General features: G+C 68.6%; 18 protein-coding genes. 7 read left to right on the top strand and 11 right to left on the bottom strand.

What is annotated here, in order from left to right:
• Nucleotides 1–34: 34 nt before the first annotated feature.
• From speB to BST38_RS22430, 5 genes are all read right to left on the bottom strand, one after another.
• Nucleotides 35–1,009: an agmatinase gene (speB, locus tag BST38_RS22410; RefSeq protein ID WP_110781866.1), complete on the bottom strand. Its 975-nt coding sequence runs from the start codon at nt 1,007–1,009 to the stop codon at nt 35–37.
• A 4-nt stretch (nt 1,010–1,013) separates the two neighbouring features.
• Nucleotides 1,014–1,841, bottom strand: coding sequence for an amino acid ABC transporter ATP-binding protein (locus BST38_RS22415; RefSeq protein WP_083145687.1), 828 nt, complete (start codon nt 1,839–1,841; stop codon nt 1,014–1,016).
• On the bottom strand, nt 1,838–2,776 hold the full coding sequence (locus BST38_RS22420) for an amino acid ABC transporter permease (RefSeq protein ID WP_083145688.1): 939 nt from the start codon (nt 2,774–2,776) through the stop codon (nt 1,838–1,840). Before BST38_RS22420 ends, BST38_RS22415 begins: the two co-directional genes overlap by 4 nt.
• A 1-nt stretch (nt 2,777) precedes the next feature.
• Nucleotides 2,778–3,677: an ABC transporter substrate-binding protein gene (locus tag BST38_RS22425; RefSeq protein WP_133057255.1), complete on the bottom strand. Its 900-nt coding sequence runs from the start codon at nt 3,675–3,677 to the stop codon at nt 2,778–2,780.
• A gap of 104 nt (nt 3,678–3,781) precedes the next feature.
• Entirely contained in the window at nt 3,782–4,534 is a 753-nt protein-coding gene (locus BST38_RS22430) for an SDR family NAD(P)-dependent oxidoreductase (RefSeq protein ID WP_237160885.1), read from the bottom strand.
• A gap of 142 nt (nt 4,535–4,676) precedes the next feature.
• Here BST38_RS22430 and BST38_RS22435 point away from each other — a divergent pair, with 142 nt between their 5' ends.
• Together BST38_RS22435 and BST38_RS22440 are read left to right on the top strand one after the other, a co-directional pair.
• The gene (locus BST38_RS22435; RefSeq protein ID WP_083145691.1) at nt 4,677–5,366 is read left to right on the top strand and encodes a GntR family transcriptional regulator; all 690 of its coding nucleotides are present in this window, start codon (nt 4,677–4,679) and stop codon (nt 5,364–5,366) included.
• A 63-nt stretch (nt 5,367–5,429) separates the two neighbouring features.
• Complete coding sequence (locus BST38_RS22440) at nt 5,430–6,884, top strand: amidase (protein ID WP_165761627.1); 1,455 nt, start codon at nt 5,430–5,432, stop codon at nt 6,882–6,884.
• Here the strand turns inward: BST38_RS22440 and BST38_RS22445 are convergent.
• From BST38_RS22445 to BST38_RS22470, 6 genes are all read right to left on the bottom strand, one after another.
• Entirely contained in the window at nt 6,785–7,882 is a 1,098-nt protein-coding gene (locus BST38_RS22445; protein WP_083145693.1) for a histone deacetylase family protein, read from the bottom strand. The two genes, BST38_RS22440 and BST38_RS22445, sit on opposite strands and share 100 nt — an antisense overlap.
• Nucleotides 7,879–8,730, bottom strand: coding sequence for an SDR family NAD(P)-dependent oxidoreductase (locus BST38_RS22450; RefSeq protein ID WP_083145694.1), 852 nt, complete (start codon nt 8,728–8,730; stop codon nt 7,879–7,881). Before BST38_RS22450 ends, BST38_RS22445 begins: the two co-directional genes overlap by 4 nt.
• Complete coding sequence (locus BST38_RS22455) at nt 8,727–9,722, bottom strand: ABC transporter permease (protein ID WP_083145695.1); 996 nt, start codon at nt 9,720–9,722, stop codon at nt 8,727–8,729. Before BST38_RS22455 ends, BST38_RS22450 begins: the two co-directional genes overlap by 4 nt.
• 11 nt (nt 9,723–9,733) lie before the next feature.
• Nucleotides 9,734–10,594, bottom strand: coding sequence for an ABC transporter permease (locus BST38_RS22460; RefSeq protein ID WP_083145696.1), 861 nt, complete (start codon nt 10,592–10,594; stop codon nt 9,734–9,736).
• A complete protein-coding gene (locus tag BST38_RS22465) occupies nt 10,594–12,621 on the bottom strand; it encodes a dipeptide ABC transporter ATP-binding protein (RefSeq protein WP_083145697.1) in 2,028 nt (675 codons plus the stop codon). The genes BST38_RS22460 and BST38_RS22465 overlap by 1 nt, the downstream gene beginning before the upstream one ends.
• 79 nt (nt 12,622–12,700) lie before the next feature.
• Nucleotides 12,701–14,260, bottom strand: a complete 1,560-nt coding sequence (locus tag BST38_RS22470) for an ABC transporter substrate-binding protein (protein WP_237160886.1) — start codon at nt 14,258–14,260, stop codon at nt 12,701–12,703.
• A 690-nt stretch (nt 14,261–14,950) separates the two neighbouring features.
• On the opposite strand from BST38_RS22470, the gene BST38_RS22475 reads away from it, so the two are divergent.
• The 5 genes from BST38_RS22475 (at nt 14,951) to BST38_RS22495 (ending at nt 20,151) form a co-directional block, all read left to right on the top strand.
• A complete protein-coding gene (locus tag BST38_RS22475) occupies nt 14,951–16,315 on the top strand; it encodes a glutamine synthetase family protein (RefSeq protein ID WP_181792034.1) in 1,365 nt (454 codons plus the stop codon).
• Nucleotides 16,239–17,084, top strand: coding sequence for a gamma-glutamyl-gamma-aminobutyrate hydrolase family protein (locus BST38_RS22480; RefSeq protein WP_181792035.1), 846 nt, complete (start codon nt 16,239–16,241; stop codon nt 17,082–17,084). The genes BST38_RS22475 and BST38_RS22480 overlap by 77 nt, the downstream gene beginning before the upstream one ends.
• The gene (locus BST38_RS22485) at nt 17,081–18,448 is read left to right on the top strand and encodes an aldehyde dehydrogenase family protein (protein ID WP_083145701.1); all 1,368 of its coding nucleotides are present in this window, start codon (nt 17,081–17,083) and stop codon (nt 18,446–18,448) included. Before BST38_RS22480 ends, BST38_RS22485 begins: the two co-directional genes overlap by 4 nt.
• On the top strand, nt 18,449–19,222 hold the full coding sequence (locus tag BST38_RS22490) for a 3-oxoacyl-ACP reductase (RefSeq protein WP_083145702.1): 774 nt from the start codon (nt 18,449–18,451) through the stop codon (nt 19,220–19,222).
• Nucleotides 19,223–19,437: 215 nt separating this feature from the next.
• A complete protein-coding gene (locus tag BST38_RS22495) occupies nt 19,438–20,151 on the top strand; it encodes a FadR/GntR family transcriptional regulator (RefSeq protein WP_083145751.1) in 714 nt (237 codons plus the stop codon).
• Nucleotides 20,152–20,188: the final 37 nt, after the last annotated feature.

The following is a 20,188-nucleotide window of genomic DNA, read 5'->3' on the forward strand; positions in this document are numbered from 1 at the left end:
TGTTCGGGGGTGACGGATCGTGGTCGGGTCGTCGTCAGGCGCCGGTGACCGCCTTGCCCCCGAAAATGCTGATGAGTTCGTAGATCAGGGTGGATGCGGCCAGGCCGGTCAGCTGCGCCCAGTCGTAGCTGGGGGAGACCTCGACGAGGTCGGCGCCGACGATGTTCAGATCGGAGAGCCCGCGCAGCATCTGGATCATCTCCCGGGACGTGAGCCCGCCCGCTTCCGGCGTGCCGGTGCCGGGGGCGTGTGACGGGTCGAGGACATCGATGTCGATCGAGATGTAGACCGGTACGTCGCCGATGCGCTGTTTCAGCCCGCCGACGACATCGGCCACACCGCGTTCGGCGACATCGATCGTCGAGATGACGCCGAAACCGAGCTCGGCATCGTTGGCCATGTCCGCTTTCTGGTGGAGGTTCGCGCGGATGCCGACGTGGGAGAGATGCTCCCTGCTGAGCAGACCTTCCTCGTGGGCACGGCGGAACGGGGTGCCGTGGGTGTAGGGCTGCCCGAAATAGGTGTCCCACGTGTCGAGGTGCGCGTCGAAGTGCAGCAGCGCCACCGGACCGTGCTTCTTCGCGACGGCACGCAGCAGCGGCAACGCGATGGTGTGGTCGCCGCCGATGGTGACCACCCGCGTGCCGTCGTCGGCGAGATCGCTGGCCCGTCGTTCGATCGACTTCAGCGCATCCTCGATGTTGAACGGGTTGGCGTTCACGTCACCCAGGTCGGCTACCTGCTGCACCTTGAACGGCGAAACATCCTGAAACTGGTTGTAGCCCTGCAGCAGACGGCTCGCCTCACGCACGGCGGACGGGCCGAACCGGGCGCCCGGGCGGTAGGTGACGCCGGCGTCGAACGGGACACCGAGAACCCCGACGTCGACGTGGGATACGTCCTCGGCGCGGGGGAGCCGGGCGAACGTGGTCAGACCGGCGAACCGCGGCATCGCCTCGGAATCGGGCGGGCCGACGAACATCGACTCGGCGTTGGTGTCTGAGCTCATTTCTCTATCTCTCATTTCTGTGGTGCGTTGACGCGCGGGTGCTGACGTCGGGGGAGGACTTTTCGGTGTGGCGCCGCAGGAACGCCTGGGTGCGGGAATGCCGCGGATTGTCGAGAACCTGCTGCGGTGGCCCCTGTTCGACTATGCGGCCGTCATCCATGAAGACCACTCGGTCGGAGACCTCGTACGCGAAACCGACTTCGTGCGTGACGATCACCATCGTCATCCCGGTGCCGGCCAGTTCTCCGATGACGGTGAGGACTTCGCCGACGAGTTCGGGGTCGAGCGCGCTGGTGGGTTCGTCGAACAGCATCAGGGTCGGATCCATCGCGAGTGCCCGTGCAATCGCCACCCGCTGCTGCTGGCCGCCTGACAGTTGTGCGGGGTACGCGTCCGCCCGCGTGGCCACGCCGACCCGGTGCAGCGCCGCGGTGGCGCGGTCACGGGCGGCGTCCGCGTCACGGCCCAGCACGGTCCGCTGGGGCATCACGACGTTCTCCAGCGCGGTGAGGTGGCCGAACAGGTTGAACTGCTGGAACACCATCCCGGTGCCGAGCCGTTGCCGGGCAACCGATCTGGCTTTGAGCCGGTGCAGCTTGCCGTTGCGGACCTGCTGTCCCTGCAGTTCTCCGTCGATGTAGATCTGACCCGCGGTGGGTGTCACGAGCTGGTTGACGCAGCGCAGCAGGGTGCTCTTCCCGCTGCCGGACGGTCCCATGAGGGCCACGATCTCGCCGTTGTGAACCGTCAGGTCGATACCTTTGAGGACCTCCGTGGTGCCGAAGGTCTTGTGCAGGCCGACGATGTCGACCTTGATCGTCGGCTCGGTCATCTCGGTGCCCGCGCCATCAGCAGTCGGGACATCGCACCCGGCCGAGCGGCGAGGGTGGTCGACGTCGACCGTCCCATCCGCCGTTCCAGCGCGGACTGGCCGAGCGTGCACACCGTCGTCAGCACGACGTACCAGATGCTGGCCACCACAAGGAGTTCCAGCGTGCGCAGGTTGACCGAGTAGATCAACTGCGCCGAGGTGAGCAGGTCCTGGTAGGTGACCACGCTGGCCAGCGCCGAGATCTTGAGCATGATGATCAGCTGGTTGCTCGTCGGCGGGATGATCTGCCGCGCGGCCTGGGGCAGCACGACCTTGCGCAGCGTCTGCAGCGGTGTCATGCCGAGGGAGGCCGCCGCCTCACGCTGACCGGGCGGCACGCCCAGCAGGCCCCCGCGGATGACCTCGGCCATATAGGCCATCTCGTTGAGCCCGAGACCCAGCAGGACCGCGACGAACGGCGTGATCATGCTGTTGGTCGATGCCGAGAACAGGGTGATCGATGTCCACGGCACCTGCACCGTCAGCGTCGGGAAGACGAGTCCGAGGTTGAACCAGAAGATCAGTTGGACGAGCACCGGCACACCGCGGAACAACCAGATGTACAGCATCGCCCCGGTGCGCAGCACCGGGTTCGCCGACAACCGGGCCAACGCGAGCAGCAGACCGCCGAAGATCCCGATCGCCTGGGCCAGCACGGTGATCACGATGGTGTTCTTCACCCCGGTCAGGATCGTGGGGTTGAACAGGTACTCCCCGACGACACCCCAGTCCAGATTCGGGTTGGTCGCGAGAACGCGGACGAACAGCACCGAGAGCAGCACCACGACGGCGCTGACCGCCCAGCGGCCGAGATGGTAGGTGCGAGCCTGGGGCAGCTTCGCGATCCCGTCGATGTCGAGGACCTTGCGGCTCTCGGTGGAACCCGCGATGGTCATCTCAGCCGGCCGTGCTGATCTTCGCCTGGGGGACGGCCAGATCGGGGACGTCGTACTTGTCGAGGATCGCGGCATAGGTGCCGTCGTCCATCAGTTCCTGCAGCGCCGTGCGAATCGCCTCGGCGAGCGCGGTGTTGCCCTTGAGGACCATCACGCCGTGTGGGCGCACGCTGTAGCGCTCGCCGGGGACGACCTCGAACTCGTCGCCCTGTGCCGCGCTGTACACCGCCACCGGCGAGTCGAGCAGGTCCGCCGCAATCCGCCCGCTGCGCACCAGCATCTGGACCTCGGAGTCCTTGCCCAGCTGCGTGATCTCGATCGGAGGTTTACCCGCCGCGACGCAGCGTGCGCTGGCCTCCTCGGCGATCGGGACCTGCACCGCGCCCGACTGCACCCCGACGCCCTTGCCGCAGAGGTCGTCGATCGTCTTGATGCCCTCGGGGTTGCCCTTGCGGACCATCATCGCGGTGCCGCTCTGGCTGTACTCGATGAAGTCGACGGCTTCCATTCGTTCGTCGGTGACCGTGGCGAACGAGAACACCATGTCGAGCCTGCGCGACTGCAACTGGGGGATCAGTGTCCCGAAGGCGGCGTTGGTGTTCTCCAGTCTGACGCCGAGCTTCTCGCTCACCGCTTCGGCGAGGTCGAGATCCACCCCGGTGAACGTGGTGCCGTCGGGCTCGGTGAATTCCAAAGGCGGATAGGTGAAGTCGGCGCCGTTACGCAACACTCCCGAACGCTGGATCTCCTCGGGGAGCTGAGCGAAGAGGGCCGGCTTGTCCTCGGAGGCCGACGATCCGGCGGGGGTCTGCGCGCCGCCGCAGGACACCGCGAACAGCACCGTGGGCAGCAGCGCCATGGTGGCCAGCCGCTTGGTTGGAGTACGGAATGAACGTCGCACGGGCCCCTCCTCGTAGATTGTCAACAATTATCAATCAACATAGACCCGGGCGAGGTACCCCGCAACCGGAGGGAATCCGGTTGCGGGTCAACCCCTCTGGGCTCTCACTTGGCGAGGAATCCGCCCTCCACCGGGATCGAGGTGCCGGTGATGTACGCCGCGCCGGGAGAAGCCAGGAAGGACACCGCCGCCGCGACATCGGCCGGCTCGGCGATCCGGCCGAGCGGGATGTTCGCGGCCTGTTCCTGGGCCACCTGTTCGGCGTTCGGAAGCGTGGCCATCCAATCCGTGTACAGCGGGGTGCGGGTCAGCCCCGGAGCGACCGCGTTCACCCGGATGTTGGACGGCGCCAGTTCGATTGCGGCCGATCGGGTCAGCGCCTCCATCGCGCCCTTGGTGGCGCTGTAGACGCCCAGGCCGGCCACGCCGGCGCGCGCCAGGCGTGAGGTGATGTTGATGATGGCGCCGCCGGTGCCGGTCGTCATCACCCGGGCCGCCGCCTGCAGCATCCGGATGGCGGCGACCACGTTGGTCTCCAGCGTCGTGCGGATCTCGTCGGCGGGCACGCTCAACAGATCGCCGGTGTGGTCGATCGCCGCGTTGTTGACCAACACGTCCACGGTCCCGAAGTGCTCCACCGCCCGGGCCGCGATCTGTTCGGGCCCTTCGGGTTCGGTGAGGTCGGCGCCGACGAACAGCGCCCGGGTGCCGAGTTCGGCGACCAGCGCGGTCCCGCGTTCCGCGGACCGGCCGACGACGACGATGTTGAGTCCGTCGGCGTGCAGGCGCCGGGCGATCTCGGCTCCGATGCCCGAGGTGGCTCCGGTGACGATGGCGACGAGTGGTTGGGCGGTCAAGGTAGAGACTCCTTCAGGCAACGGGTTTGGATTGGGGCGAGTTGGGATAGCAGATTGTCAACAATCTTAGTAGACTGTAGCCACCCTATGTATAGTTCGGATCGGCCGCACCCCCAGCGGTTCGGAATCGGGAGGGAGGTTCATGGCTACAAAGCCCGCGCTTGCGGAGGTCAGCCCGATCGAGCCGGTGGACATCACCGCCGTCATCGCGACGCGTCTGCGAGATCTGCTCGGAGAGGGCAAGTTCGCGCCCGGAGAGCAGCTCACCGAAGCCTCGATAGCGGCCGCGTTCCAGGTGTCCCGCGGCCCGGTCCGCGAAGCGCTCAAACGCCTGACCGAACAGGGGCTGCTCGTGTCGGAGCGCAACAGGGGCGTGTTCGTCCCCGTGCTCACCGACGACGACGTCCGCGACATCTACCGGCTCAGGGGCGCGGTCGAGTCGGCCGCACTGGCGGAGTTGGTGCACCGGCCGCGGCCCGAGGTCTTCTCCCATCTGTGGGGAATTCTGGGCCGCTATCGCAAGGCGCTGCAGGCCCGCGACTGGGAGACCGCGGACGAACTGGACATGATGTTCCACCGCGAGCTGGTGTACTCCTCCGAGAGCCGCAGGCTGATCCACGCCTTCGACACCGTCGTCGTCGAGACCCGGATGTGCATGCGGTACATGCTTTTCGGCCATGAAGCGCACCCCGACATGGACACCTGGCACGCGGACATCCTGGAGGCCGCCGAACGCGGCGATCTCGAAGCGGCCAACCGCGCGCTGGAGTTCCACAACGCGACGGTGATCGCGGATTTCATCAAGCGGCCGTCGGCCGAGACTCCGGAGTAACGCGTCGCGCCGATGCGACGTACGCCCGGAACCTGAACGGAGCCATAAGGAATGGGATCGTCGGTGGCCGACGTGCGTGACACGGGCATCCTCGGTGCGCTGGTACAGGCGCAACAACGCGGCGAGGTGTCGGCGGTCGAACTGACCCAGATGTCGCTGGATCGCATCGAGGCGGCATCCGGACTCAACGCCGTCATCCGCGTCGACGCGGACCGCGCGCTGCGGACGGCGGCCGACATCGACCGACGGCGCGGGCGAGGCGAGGCACTCGGCGCGCTGGCCGGCGTTCCGGCTCTCGTCAAGGACAACATGGATGTGCGTGGCCTGCCGACCACGCACGGCTCGCTGCTCTGCGCGCAGGATTCGCCGGCACTCGACGACGACGCCGCGGTGGCGCGGCTGCACGCCGCCGACGCCGTCGTCGTCGGCAAGACCAACCTGTCCGAGTTCGCGATGGAGGCGATCAGCGACAATCTCGTCTTCGGCGCCACCCACAACCCGTGGCGGACCGGGTTCTCCCCGGGCGGTTCCAGTGGAGGATCCGCGGCGGCGTTGACCGCCGGTCTCGCAGCGGTGGCCACCGGGACCGACGGCGGCGGCTCGGTACGCATCCCCGCGAGTCTGTGCGGACTGCTCGGGCTCAAGCCGACCAGCGGGGTGACCGGGGCACGGCCGGCCCGGTTGCCGATCGAACTGTCCTCGGCCGGCCCGTTGGCGACGACGGTGGCCGACCTGCGCACGCTGGCCGAGCTGACGCTCGGACCGGTCCACGGAGATCCGTCGTGCGTCTACGGCCCCGACGCGTCGATCGCCACGCAGCCGCTGGGCACGGTGTTCGCGACGACCCGCATCGCCGGCTCGCGTGGCCTCGACGCGGCGGTCGAAGCGGTGTTCGTCAGCGCGGTGGAGGCCTTCGGCCGTGCATTCGGTCGTGAGATCCATTGGCTGGCGCCGGGAGTGCTCGATGAGGACGCCGACGAGGTGTGGGCGGCGATCTACGCCCCCGAGGACGTGTTCGCCGTCGGTTCCCGGCGCCTGCGCGATGAGTACGAGCTGTTGGACCCTCGGGTCCGGGAGTGGGTGGACCGCGGACTGAGCTCCGACCTCGACGGCTACCTCGCCGCCAGGAACGCGCGCAACCGCTACGTCCTGTGCCTGGACGAGCTGCTCGACGGCGCCAACGTGCTGTTGACCCCGACGGTCACCGCGGGTCCCTATCCGGCCGCGGGCGCCGGAGAGGCCGACGGCGAACTGATGCCCATCGACCTCTTCAACACCGCTGCACTGAATCTCACCGGGCACCCCGCGTTGACCGTGCCCGCCGGGATGGTGGACGCCGTGCCGTTCGGCCTGCAGCTGGTCGGCCCGCGCGGGGCCGACCTGTGGCTCGTCGAACTCGCGGGAACCTGGGAACGCCATCAACCGTGGCCGTTGACCGCGCCCGGATTCGACGCGTTCCTGCCCGCGGCTGCGCTCACCCACGCACTCACGTTGGCGCCGAGATCGGCGACGGCGTAGCCGCCCTCCAGGATGGCCAGCACCGGGCAGCCGAGTTGCCCGAAGGCCGCTCCGATCGCGGCGTAGTCCTCGGTCGTGAGCAGTGCGTCGCCGGCCGGATCGTCGCGGTAGGTGTCGAAGCCCAGCGACACGATGACCGCATCGGGCCGCTGGGCTGAGGCCGCGGTCAGCGCCGAATCCACCAGGCCCAGGTATCCCGCGCCTTCGATCCCTTCCGGCAGAGGCAGATTCAGGTTCGCGCCGCGGCCCGCGCCGTGTCCGGTCTCGTCGGCGTACCCGGTGAAATACGGGAAGCAGCGGTCGGGGTGCCCGTGCAGGGAGGTGTAGAACACGTCCTCGCGTTCGTAGAAGATCGCCTGGGTGCCGTTGCCGTGGTGGAAGTCGATGTCGACGATCGCGACCCTGTCGGCACCCTGGTCGCGCATCCACTGTGCCGTGACCGCGGCATTGTTCAAATAGCACCCGCCGCCGAACACGTCGGTCGAGACGTGGTGTCCCGGTGGCCGGCTGAGCGCGACGGTGAGCGGCACGCCGGCCATGGTGTGCGCCGCCGCGGTCACCGCTGTGGCCACCGCGCCGAGTGCCGCGTCGAAGGTGTCGGGGCCGATGCCGGTGATGGTGTCGAAGCAGTACCGGCCGAACGCCCCGGCCTGATGGGGTTGCTTCACCGCAGACGTCGGCGCGTGCAGCCCAGGATGAGCGAACGTGTCGGCGAAGATCAACTCGACGTCGTCGCCCGGCGCGGCCTGTTCGGTCCAGGCCTTCGCCAGGAACGCGACGAGGTCGGGATCGTGGACGCGGCCGATCGCTTCGGTCACGGCCGGTTCCGCCGGGGGCTGCATCCGAACCCGGCTGTCGGCGCGCAGCGCCTCTTCGACCGCGCCCATCCGGGCCACGGTGTCGAATGCCGGGATCGGGCGGCCGCACTGCACCTCCACCTGCGGGCGGTGACCGACATGCGCGGGGCAGGTGACGACGGGAATCGAGGTGTCGGTCATTCGGTGGGCCTTGTCTCTGGGTGGGGCGGCGTCTCTGGGTGGGGTGCCGTCTCTGCGGGTGCGGGGTATCCGCGCTCCTCGGCGATCGAGTTCCCGCCGTCGACGACGAGGACCTGACCGGTGACGTAGGACGCGGCGGCGGAAGACAGAAACGCCACGACGGCGGCGACCTCGTCGGGGTGGCCGGGCCGCCCGACCGGGCAGGCCGCGCCCATCAGGCGTTCGTGGTCGGTGGCCGAACCCGTCGCGATCCAGCCTGGCGCAACTACATTCGCGGTGATGCCCTGGCGGGCGTGGTCGATCGCGACCGACCGGGTGAGCCCGACGATCGCGGCTTTGGCGGCGTGGTAGGCGGCGTCGCCACCGTAGGCCATCACCGCGCCGGACACCGAGCCGACATTCACGATCCGGCCGAAGCGTTGCGCCACCATCGGTTTCAGCGCCGCGCGGGTCACGAAGAACGTGGTGTCGAGGTTGCGGGCCAGCGCGGCGTGCCACTGGGCGGCTGTGGTCTCGTGTGCCGCCGTCTGCTCCTCGGCGCCGGTGGTCGACACCATCCCCGCGTTGTTGACCAGGACATCGAGCCGGCCGGCCCACGCCAGCGTGTCGGAGACGAGCCGTTCGGCTTCGCCGGGATCGGTCAGGTCGCCGACGAAGCCGAGGACCTGTGCGCCGGCGGCGGTCAGCTCGGCCACCCGCTCGTCGATCCGGTCGGTGGTCGCCGCGACGACCACCGCATGCGTCGCCGCCAGCGCACGCGCCGAGGCGAATCCGATGCCGGTGGGGCTGCCTGCGCCGGTGACGATCGCGACGGGCTGTGGCCCGGTGCCGCCGGGAATCCCTGTCACAGCGCGATTCTGGGGTCGGCGGCGGCCTGCAGGATGTCCACCACGGTGTTGATGACCACGTAGCCGGTGGCCAGCAGCAGCACCACCCCGGCAATCGCCGGGAAGTCGTCGACCGGGATGCTCAGCGCGACGTACTGCCCCAGCCCCGGCCACGCGAACACGCTCTCGACGACCAGGACGGCGGCGAACATCAACCCGAGCTGCAGGCCGGCCATCGACAGCGCCGGGCCGACCGAGTTGCGCACGACATGCCGCGTCACGATCGACATCTCGTTGAGCCCGACCACCCGTGCGGTCCGGATGTGATCCGAGGTCAGCGTCGTCAGGATCGACGACCGCAGCACCCGTCCGATGGCCAGCGCGGGCGCCAACGCGAGGACGGTGGCGGGCAGCAGCAGATGGGTCCAGGCGTTCGACAGCACGTCGAATCGACCGTGCACCAACGCGTCCAGGGTGAGCAGGCCGGTCGGCCCGTCCGGCGCACCGGACACGCTGCTGCGGCCCGTGGCCGGCAGCCAGCCGAGATACTTGTAGAACACGATGATCCCTGCGATGGCGACGAGGAAGGACGGGATCGCCCCACCGACGGTCAGCAGGGCCCGGAATACGCGGCCGCCCGGCCAGCGCATCGCCGATGCGACGGCGAACAGGACGGCCATGATCAGCGCGATGCCGAAAGCCGTGATCGTCAGCTCCGCGGTCGCCGGGATGAACATCGCCAGATCCGTCTGGACCGGTCGCCCAGTGCGCAGCGACACCCCGAGGTCGCCCTGCACGACGCCGGCGAGGAAGCGGCCGTACTGCACCGGCAGCGGGTCGTTGAGACCGAGCTGTTCCCGGGTCGCGTCGACGACCTCCTGACTGGCTCCCGCGCCGAGCCGGGTTCGGATCGGATCGCCGGTGGCGAACTGCTGCAACCAGAACAGCACGCCAGTGAGGATGACCATGATCAGCGCGGCGGCGCCGATGCGCTTGAGGATGAGGGCGAACATGCTGACTCCTTCTAGCGTCGCCGGACGAAGGTGTTGAGCCCGTCGCCGCTCACGGTCGCGACGAGCGAGAGCAGACCGACCGCGACACCGGGGACGACCGGGATCCACCAGTTGCTGAGCAACGACGACATCGTGCGTGCGGTGTCGGCTCCGAGTTCGGCTGCGGGGGCGGGGGCGCCGAGCCCCAGGAACGACAGTGCCGCCAGCGTCAGGATCACGTTGCCGACGTCCTGGCTCGCCGCGACGACCGAGGACGGGATGACACCGGGGACCACGTGGCGCACGACCAGCGACACCGATCCGGCGCCGGCGAGCCGCGCCGCCTCGACGTGCGGCCGCGCGGTCAGCGCGACGACCTCGCCGCGCACGATGCGCGCGTAGTACGGCCACCACACGACCGAGACCGCGATCAGCGTGTGCAGCAGTCCGGGGCCCAGCGCGGCGACGATCGCGACCGCGAGGACCGGGGCGGGCAGGGCGAGGAATCCGTCGGTGATCCGCATCAGGACGGTGTCGACGAGACCGCCCCTGGCGCCGGCGACAAGTCCGACGAGACCGCCGACGAACAGCCCGATCGCGACGATCACCAACGCCGACAGCCAGCTGGAATGGATGCCGAAAAGCGTGCGGCTCAACAGGTCCCGGCCGCTGTCGTCGGTGCCGAGCAGATGGCCGGCGCTTCCCGGAGCCAGCATCGGCGCCCCGGCGATCTCCGTCGCGGTGTAGGGCGCCAACACCGAGGCGAACACCGCGATCGCGGTGATGAGGGCGAACGCGCCGACCGCCGCGTAGGCGCCCGCCTGGTTCAGCGAGCCGATCCTGCGCCCGGTGCGGGTCCGCGCGAGCGGATTGATCACTGTGGCGACGGCCATCACATACCTCCCGGACGGATACAGGCGACGCGACGCGAATCGCCTTGGGGCAGATCGCGCCAATCGGGCGGCAGGGCGAGCCGGACCAGCAATTGCGGATCCGCGCACGCATCCTGCGCGACCGCGCAGCGCGGGTGGTACTCGCACCCCGGTGGTGGCGCGACCGGGGATGCGGGCTCACCGGTGACCGCGGGCACCGTGCGGCCGAACCCGGGGACCGACGCGATCAGGGCCTCGGTGTAGGGATGCTGCGGGGTGGCGATCAACGCCTCCGCGTCCCCGAGTTCGACGATGCGGCCCAGATACATGACGGCGATCCGATCGGCCACCACCCGTGCCACGGCAAGGTCGTGGGTGACGAACACGACGGTGATGTCGAACTCCTCGCGCAGCTGCGCGATCAGGTTCAGCACCGTCGCCGCCAGCGAGACATCCAGGGCGCTGGTCGGCTCGTCACAGAGCAGCACCGACGGTGGGACCACGGTGGCGCGGGCCAGGGCGACCCGCTGCCGCTGTCCACCGGAGAGTTCGTGCGGACGCGCGTCGAACACGCTGTCCGGCAGGCCCGATCGCTCAAGCGCCCGCAGTGCCTGTGCCTTGCGTTCGTTGGCGGCGACCCCCTGGTTGCGCAGCCGCTCGCACAGCATCGAGCCGACCGTCAGCCACGGCGTCAGCGAGGAGCCGCTGTCCTGGAACACCATCTGGGTCGGAGCCGCGATATCGCGTTCGAACGTGCCCTTGTGCGGGGTCAGCCCGGCCATCACCCGCAGCAGGGTGGACTTGCCGGAACCGGATTCGCCGACGATGGACAGGCATTCGCCGCGGCGCAGGTCCAGATCGATGCCGCGCAGCGCGCGGAAGGCGGGCTGGCGGCGGCCTTTCGCGCGGCGCTGCCGGAAGCTCACCTGGACGTCGCGCAGCGAGATGACGGTGTCGTTCTCATCGAATGCCGTTGCACGGAAGCCGGTTTCGAGGGTGGGTGCGGGGGAGGGGTCGGGCAGCAGCTGAGTCGCCACGGTCGCAGTCTCTGCGTGGCAGGCCACCAGGTGTTCGGTGCCGACGTCGGCGAGTGCCGGGATCTGGGTCCGGCACGCGTCGTGGGCCAGCACGCATCGCGGCTCGAACGAACATCCGGCCGGCATGGCGCGCGGGTCGGGCACTCCGCCTGCGAGTGCGGGGAGCGGCTGGTCGCGGCGGGTGTCCAGCGACAGCCGGGAGCGCAGCAGGCTGACCGTGTACGGGTGCGACGGGGAGTTCAGCACCTGTTGCGTCTCGCCCTGTTCGACGACCCGGCCGGCGTACATCACCGCGATCCGGTTGCTGATCTGCGCGGCCACCCCGAAGTCGTGGGTGATCAGCAGGATGCTGCAGCCGAGGTCGTCACGCAGGTGCGCCAGCAATGACAGCACCTGGGCCTGCACGGTGACGTCGAGCGCGGTCGTCGGTTCGTCGGCGATCACCAGCGACGGATTGGACGCGATGGCCATCGCGATCATCACCCGCTGCCGCAGGCCGCCGGAGAGTTCGTGCGGGTAACGGCGCATCCGGCCCTCCGGATCCGGGATCTGCACCGCCTTCAACAGCTTCAGTGCGGCCTCGCGGGAACCCGCGGCCTCGGTGACCTGCTTGCCGATCGTCATCGTCGGATCCAGCGAGGTCATCGGGTCCTGGAACACCGCACCGAGGTGCTCCCGGCGGCACTGCCGCCGCGCGCCGGGGGAGGCGGTGACCATGTCGGTACCGGCCACCTCCGCGCTTCCCGACAGGTTCGGCCGGGCCGAATCGGGGAGCAGCCCCAGCAGCGAGTTCCCGAGAACGCTCTTGCCCGAACCTGATTCGCCGACCAGGCCGAGGATCTCGCCCGGCCGGATCTCCAGGTCGATGCCCCGCAGGACCTCGGCCTCGTACCCGTTGCGGGTCAGCCGGACCCGCAGGTCACTGGTCGAGACGATCGGGGCGGCGACGGCGCCGCGCGAAACCTCGGGCGCTGCGTGCGGCCCGGACGTGAGCGCGTCCCGGGATGTCATGCCAGAGGGCACCTTTCATAGGAGAACGACGATGCGACCGGTGGTGATGGGCACCGCTGGGGGTGCCCATCACCGGAGGTCAGCCCTGACTGTCGAAGGTGAGGGTGGAGAAGTCGGTGTCCCACATCCACGCGGGCTGGTTGTGCCAGTTGGAGTAGCCCTTGCGTGCCGCGACGGTCTCGTTGACATCCGCGATGTTCACCCAGCACAACGACTTCTGGTATTCCTTCGCCGCGGCGACGTAGAGCTCTTCGGACTTGGCCGGATCCGGCTCTTCGCTGCCGGCGTCGAGCAGTTTGTCGGCTTCGGGCACCGAGCAGTCCATCAGGTTCACCGGTGCGTCGGTGTACTGGTAGATGCGCGACCAGGTGTCGGGGTGGGCGGCGTCGGGATTGAACAACGTCACCAGCAGGTCCGGGCGCTGCCCGGGTTGCTCGTTGAGCCCGAACATCTGGGACGCCGGGATGTCGCGGATGCTGGCGTTGAGCCCCGCGTTCTGCAGCACCACCTGGATCTGGTTGGTCAGGGTTCGCACGGTGTTGTCACCGGCTTGGTATCCGACGACGACGTCGCCGCCCTTCGCGCCGACCGCCGCCAGTTTCGCCGGGTCCAGCGCCGGCTTGTCCGGGACGGCGCCGTCGGGCAGCATCCCGGTCGGGTAGTACTCGGTGCTGGGTGTGCCCTTCGGGCCGAACACGTCCTCCGTCAGCGCTTCCCGGTCCAGAGCCTCGTTGAGCGCGATCCGTGCCTCGGGGGAGGAGAACACGGTCGACTCGGGATTGACGAGGATCAGCGCCTTGACGAGCGCCTTCTGCTGGATGACCTCGGTGTTCGCGCCCTGGGCCAGGGCGTCGTAGTCCGACTTGGTCAGCCCGTGCAGCACCATGTCGAGCTGGCCGTTCTCGAGTTGCAGGCGCTGCACCGAGGGGTCGGCGATGACCGGGATCTCGACCGTGGTGATCTGCGGCGCCTCGCCCCAGTAGTGCTCGTTGGCGGTCAGGGTGTACTTGCTGGACGGCACGACCGAGGTCAGCGCGTACGGGCCGGTACCCGCGGTGTGCGACGCCAGCCACGCCGTCGCGCGGTCACCGCCGGTCTCGTTCTCGGCGACCGCGGTCGGGCTCGTCATCAGCGGACCGTACGGGGAGGCCAGATAGTGCAGGAAGGCCGCGACCGGCCGGCTCAGTGTCACCACGAACGTCTGGGGATCGGGCGTCTGCATGTCGACGACGTCGGCCAGCATGTAGCTCGGCCCGGCCGCCATGTCGATGCGGCGCTGGAAGCTGGCCTTGGCAGCGGTCGAGTCGAACGGTGTCCCGTCGGAGAACTTGACTCCGTCACGCAGCGTGAAGGTGTAGGTCAGGCCGTCCTCGGAGACCTCCCAGTCGGTGGCGAGCAGACCCTCGAGTTCGGTGGACTCGTCGGCGTAGCGGAGCAGGCCCTCGTAGGCGGCCGTCATGATCAGCAGTCCGTCGGGCTGGTAGTAGACGTCCGGGTCCAGCGGCGGCGGGTCCGCGATGACGGGGGTGCGGATCAGGGTGGACGAGCCACCCGAGGCGGTGGACCCGCTGTTGGCACCGGAACAGGCCGTGCCGCCGAGGACAACGACGCCGGCCGCCAGGACCGCCGCTACGCGCATCGATTTCATTCGTGAAAGCTCCTGATTAGGACGGGAATTGAGTAAGTGGATCTCGGTCTCAAGTGATTCCGTGTGTCGCTCAACCATTCCCGGCTGTGGGCGGGATTGAGTTTTGACACAACGTGTTTCGGGGTTGTAACGTCGCCATTACGAACGCAGTCTGGTTTATCGCCGGTGGGGACGGGGTGAGCTGGGTCTCGGTGGTGATCTCCTTCACTGCGGATAAAGTTGTGTGACAGCAGATTTCATGCATTGAGCGCGACCGGCATCGATGCCGCCCACGAATGTGGCGCCGCGAAACATATGTCGCGGCGTGCCAGAAATCCTGTGGCAGACATCTCTGCGTCAGGACCGTGTGAATCTCGTCGGCGGCAGGCCCTGGGTGGCCCAACTCGCCGCGCCTGAAGTCCTCCTCACGGCCGGGTGTGCGGTCGGTCGGTCGCTCGCCGGGTCGCCGTTGGCGGCTCGCTTACGGGCACGTTAGCAGGGTTGCCGATTGTTGACAATCTGAAGTTGACCGTTTTGGGGCCGGTAGTCGGCGATGAAAGATTGAGCCCCGGCGCGAGGCCGGGCGGGATCGAATCGAGGGGCCGCATCATTCGCCTATTGGTCTGATGCCCTACCTTTGGACAGGATGGCGTGATCGTGGAATCGTGAAAGGCCCACCACCGGCGAAGGGCACGTGAACTGATGACCAAGCGCGGAATGCTGTCGAAGGCGGATCTGGAACGTAAGGTCGCCGACGGCGATATCGACACCGTCATCGTCGCGTTCTGCGACATGCAGGGCCGGCTCACCGGCAAGCGGATTTCGGCGCGGCTGTTCGTCGAGGAAGTCGCCGACCACGGCGCCGAGTGCTGTAACTACCTGCTGGCCGTCGACGTCGATATGAACACCGTCAACGGCTATGCGATCTCCAGCTGGGAGACCGGCTACGGGGACATGGTCATGACCCCGGACATGTCCACGCTGCGGCAGGTGCCGTGGCAGCCCGCCACCGCGCTGGTGATGGCGGACCTGTCCTGGACCGACGGGCGTCCGGTCGCCCAGGCGCCGCGCGGCATCCTGCGCGCCCAGCTGGACCGGCTGTCCGAACGCGGCCTCGACGCCGTCGCCGCCACCGAGCTGGAGTTCATGGTTTTCGACACCGGATTCCGCGACGCCTGGGCGGCCGGATACCGAAATCTCAGGCCCGCCACCGACTACAACATCGACTACGCCATGCACGCCTCCACGCGGATGGAACCGCTGCTGCGCGACATCCGCGTCGGGATGGACGGCGCAGGCATGTACTGCGAAGGCGTCAAGGGCGAGTGCAACCTGGGCCAGCAGGAGATCGGCTTCCGCTACGACCAGGCGCTGGTCACCTGCGACAACCACACGATCTACAAGAACGGTGCCAAGGAGATCGCCGACCAGCACGGCAAATCCCTGACGTTCATGGCCAAGTTCGACGAGAGCGAAGGCAACAGCTGCCACATCCACATCTCGTTCCGCGGGAAAGACGGCGAGGCGGTGTTCGCCGACGACGGCGACGAACTCGGGATGTCGCCGATGTTCCGCAGTTTCATCGCCGGTCAGCTGGCCACCATGCGCGACTTCACCCTGTTCTATGCGCCGAACATCAACTCCTACAAGCGGTTCGCTGAAGGAAGCTTCGCCCCGACCGCGATCGCCTGGGGCCTGGACAACCGCACCTGCGCGCTGCGGGTGGTCGGCCACGGCCAGGGCATGCGGATGGAGAACCGCGCGCCCGGCGGCGACGTCAACCAGTACCTGGCGGTGTCGGCGTTGATCGCCGGCGGGCTCTACGGCATCGAGAACGAGCTCGAGCTCGAAGACGCCCTGGAAGGCAATGCGTACACCAGTGGCGCAGACCGGCTGCCCACCACGCTGACCGAGGCCATGGAGCTGTTCGAGAACTCGACGATCGCCCGCGACGCGTTCGGCGACGACGTCGTCGACCACTACGTCAACTATGCGCAGGTCGAGCTCAACGCGTTCAACGCGGTCGTCACCGACTGGGAGAGGATCCGTGGCTTTGAACGCCTCTAGCAACCCGGTGCGGCCCGTCATCGGGCTGACCACCTATCTGCAGCGGGCGCAGACCGGGGTGTGGGATGTGAAGGCGAGCTTTCTGCCCGCCATCTACTTCGAGGGTGTCGGCATGGCGGGCGGCATCTCTACGCTGCTGCCGCCGCAGCCGGTCGACGACGCGATCGCCGGACAGATCCTCGACCGCCTCGACGGCCTGATCATCACCGGCGGACGCGACGTCGACCCGGCGACCTACGGCGCCGACCCTCACCCGGTGACCGACGTGCCCGATGCCGACACCCGCATGCGCGACGCGTTCGAGTTCGCGTTGCTTCGTGCCGCGCTGCGCCGCGGCACGCCCGTGCTCGGGATCTGCCGCGGCGCACAGGTTCTCAACGTGGCACTCGGCGGCACCCTGCATCAGCACCTGCCCGACGTCGTCGGGCACACCCGGCACCAACAGGGCAACGCGGTGTTCACCACGTCGTCGATCAGGACCGTCCCCAACACCAGGGTGGCCTCGCTCGTCGGACCCGACACGTCGGCGCAGTGCTACCACCACCAGGCCATCGACCGACTCGGCGACGGGCTGATCGTCAGCGCCTCCGACACCGACGGGGTGATCGAGGCCGTCGAGGTCGACCCAGCGCGCTACCCGGACCGCTGGGCGGTCGCGGTGCAGTGGCACCCCGAGGAGCGCCTCGACGATCTGCGACTGTTCGCGGGGCTGGTCGGCGCCGCGGCTCAGTTCGCGACCACCAAAGCGGCACAGAAAGTGAAGGTATGACCGCCTGCGATGTGATCAATCCCGCGACCGAGGAACTGCTGCGCACGGTCGAGCACACCGACGAGGCCGGCGTCGACGACGCGGTTGCCAGGGCCAAGGCGGCCCAACGCCTGTGGGCACGACAGGCACCCGCCGAAAGGGCCGCCGCGCTACGCGCGTTCGCCGCGGTCGTCGACGCGCACGTCGAGGAACTGGCACAGCTGGAGGTCGCGAACTCCGGGCACCCGATCGGGAACGCCCGGTGGGAGGCCGGCCACGTCCGCGATGTGCTGCAGTACTACGCCGGCTCCCCGGAACGGTTGTCCGGCAAGCAGATTCCGGTGGCGGGCGGCATCAACGTCACGTTCAACGAGCCGCTCGGCGTCGTCGGGGTCATCACCCCGTGGAACTTCCCGATGACGATCGCGGCGTGGGGCTTCGCGCCCGCGCTGGCCGCGGGCAACGCGGTGCTCGTCAAACCCGCCGAGTGGACCCCGCTGACCACGCTGCGGCTCGGCGAACTCGCGCTCGACGCGGGTCTGCCCGCCGACCTGCTCCAGGTGCTGCCCGGGCGGGGCTCGGTGGTCGGGGAGCGGTTCGTCAGCCACCCCGACGTCCGCAAGATCGTGTTCACCGGATCCACCGCGACCGGCACCCGGGTGATGGCGCAGGCCGCGAGCCAGGTCAAGCGCCTCACCCTCGAGCTGGGCGGCAAGAGCGCCAACATCATCTTCGACGACTGCGACCTCGAACGCGCCGCGGCGACCGCGCCGTACGGGGTGTTCGACAACTCGGGTCAGGACTGTTGTGCGCGCAGCCGGATTCTGGTGCAGCGCACTGTGTTCGACCGGTTCATGGAGCTTCTCGAACCGGCGGTCAAGGGTGTGGTGGTCGGTGATCCGCAGGCCGAGAGCACCGAGATGGGCCCGTTGGTGGCCAAGGCGCACTGGGAGAAGGTGGCGTCCTACGTGCCCGACGACGCGCCCGTCGCGTTCCGGGGATCCGCGCCGAGCGGACCCGGGTTCTGGTTCCCGCCGACGGTGCTGACGCCTCAGCGCGGCGACCGCACCGTCGTCGAGGAGATCTTCGGTCCCGTCGTCACCGTGCAAGCCTTCGACGGCGAGGCCGACGCGATCGGGCTCGCCAACGACACCGTGTACGGGCTCTCGGGATCGATCTGGACCGACAACCTGTCCCGGGCACTGCGGGTGTCGCGGGCTGTCGAAGGCGGGAACCTGTCGGTCAATTCGCACTCGTCGGTGCGCTACAGCACCCCGTTCGGCGGCTTCAAGCAGTCGGGGCTGGGGCGCGAACTCGGACCGGACGCCCCGCTGTCGTTCACCGAGACCAAGAATGTTTTCATCGCCGTAGAGGAGGCTCACTAAATGGATCTGACCCAGCGCCTGGCGGGCAAGGTCGCCGTCATCACGGGCGGCGCCAGCGGTATCGGGCTCGCGACCGCCAAGCGGATGCGCTCCGAAGGCGCCATCGTCGTCATCGGGGATCTCGACGAGAAGACCGGCAAGTCGGTCGCCAACGACCTGAACGTGACCTTCGTGCAAGTGGACGTGTCCGACCAGGTCGCGGTGGACAACTTGTTCGACACCGCGTTCGAGCTGCACGGCGGGGTGGACATCGCGTTCAACAACGCCGGCATCAGCCCGCCCGAGGATGATCTGATCGAGAACACCGGGATCGACGCGTGGGACCGGGTGCAGGACATCAACCTCAAGTCGGTGTTCTTCTGCTGCAAGGCCGCGCTGCGTCACATGGTGCCCGCGCAGAAGGGGTCGATCGTCAACACCGCGTCGTTCGTCGCCGTCAACGGTTCGGCGACGTCGCAGATCTCCTACACCGCGTCCAAGGGCGGTGTGCTGGCGATGTCACGCGAACTCGGTATCCAGTACGCGCGCCAGGGGATCCGGGTCAATGCGCTGTGCCCGGGACCGGTGAACACCCCGCTGCTGCAGGAGTTGTTCGCCAAGGATCCGGAGCGCGCCGCGCGCCGGCTGGTGCACGTGCCGATGGGGCGGTTCGCCGAGCCCGACGAACTGGCCGCCGCGGTCGCGTTCCTGGCCAGCGACGACGCGTCGTTCATCACCGGCTCGACGTTCCTGGTCGACGGCGGTATCACGGGCCACTACGTCACGCCGCTGTAGTCCTGATGGCTGCCGAGCCCGAGGCGGAGCCGACAGCTTCCGACGAGCGCTTGCGCGAGGAGCCGACGGCTTCCGACGAGCGCTTGCGCGAGGAGCCGACGGCTTCCGACGAGCGCTTGCGCGAGGAGCCGACGGCTTCCGACGAGCGCTTGCGCGAGGAGCCGACGGCTTCCGACGAGCGCTTGCGCGAGGAGCCGACGGCTTCCGACGAGCGCTTGCGCGAGGAGCCGACGGCTTCCGACGCGCTGCTGAGCCCGGTGCGGCCGCTCAACGCGTTCGAGGACACCGTCGAGAGGCTGCTGCAGACCATCCGGCTCGGGGTGCTGCGGCCGGGTGGGTCGCTGCCTCCGGAACGGGAGCTTGCGACCAGGCTCGGGGTCAGTCGCGACACGGTGCGCGAGGCCATCAAGTCGCTGTCCGACGCGGGATATCTGGTGTCACGGCGGGGCCGCTACGGCGGCACCTTTCTGGCCGACGAGCTGCCGTCGCCGCGGCCCGACCATGTCGAGTTCGACCGCGCCGACATCGACGACGTCCTGCGGCTGCGGGAGATCCTCGAGGTCGGTGCCGCGCGGATGGCGGCGGGACGCACGCTGACCGACGCGGACCGAGAAGCGTTGCGTGCGCGGTTGATCGACGTGCGCTCCGCGGCTCCCGAGGATTTCCGCCGGCTGGACTCCCGTCTTCATCTCGCGATCGCCGAGGCCGCCGGTGTGCCGTCGCTGGTGCCGCTCGTCGCGCAGAACCGAATGCGCCTCAATGAGATGCTCGACTGCATACCGCTGCTGCGGCGCAACATCACCCACTCCGACGAGCAGCACGAGGCGATCGTGTCCGCGATCCTGGCCGGCGACGCCGACTCCGCCGCAGCGATGATGACCGCCCATGTCTGGGCATCTGCGGCACTGCTGCACGGTTTCTTGGACTGACGGTCTGTCCACGCACCCGTGGGGCGAGCGGATTTGT

Source organism: Mycolicibacterium parafortuitum, assembly GCF_002086815.1.
GTDB classification, from domain to species: domain Bacteria; phylum Actinomycetota; class Actinomycetes; order Mycobacteriales; family Mycobacteriaceae; genus Mycobacterium; species Mycobacterium parafortuitum.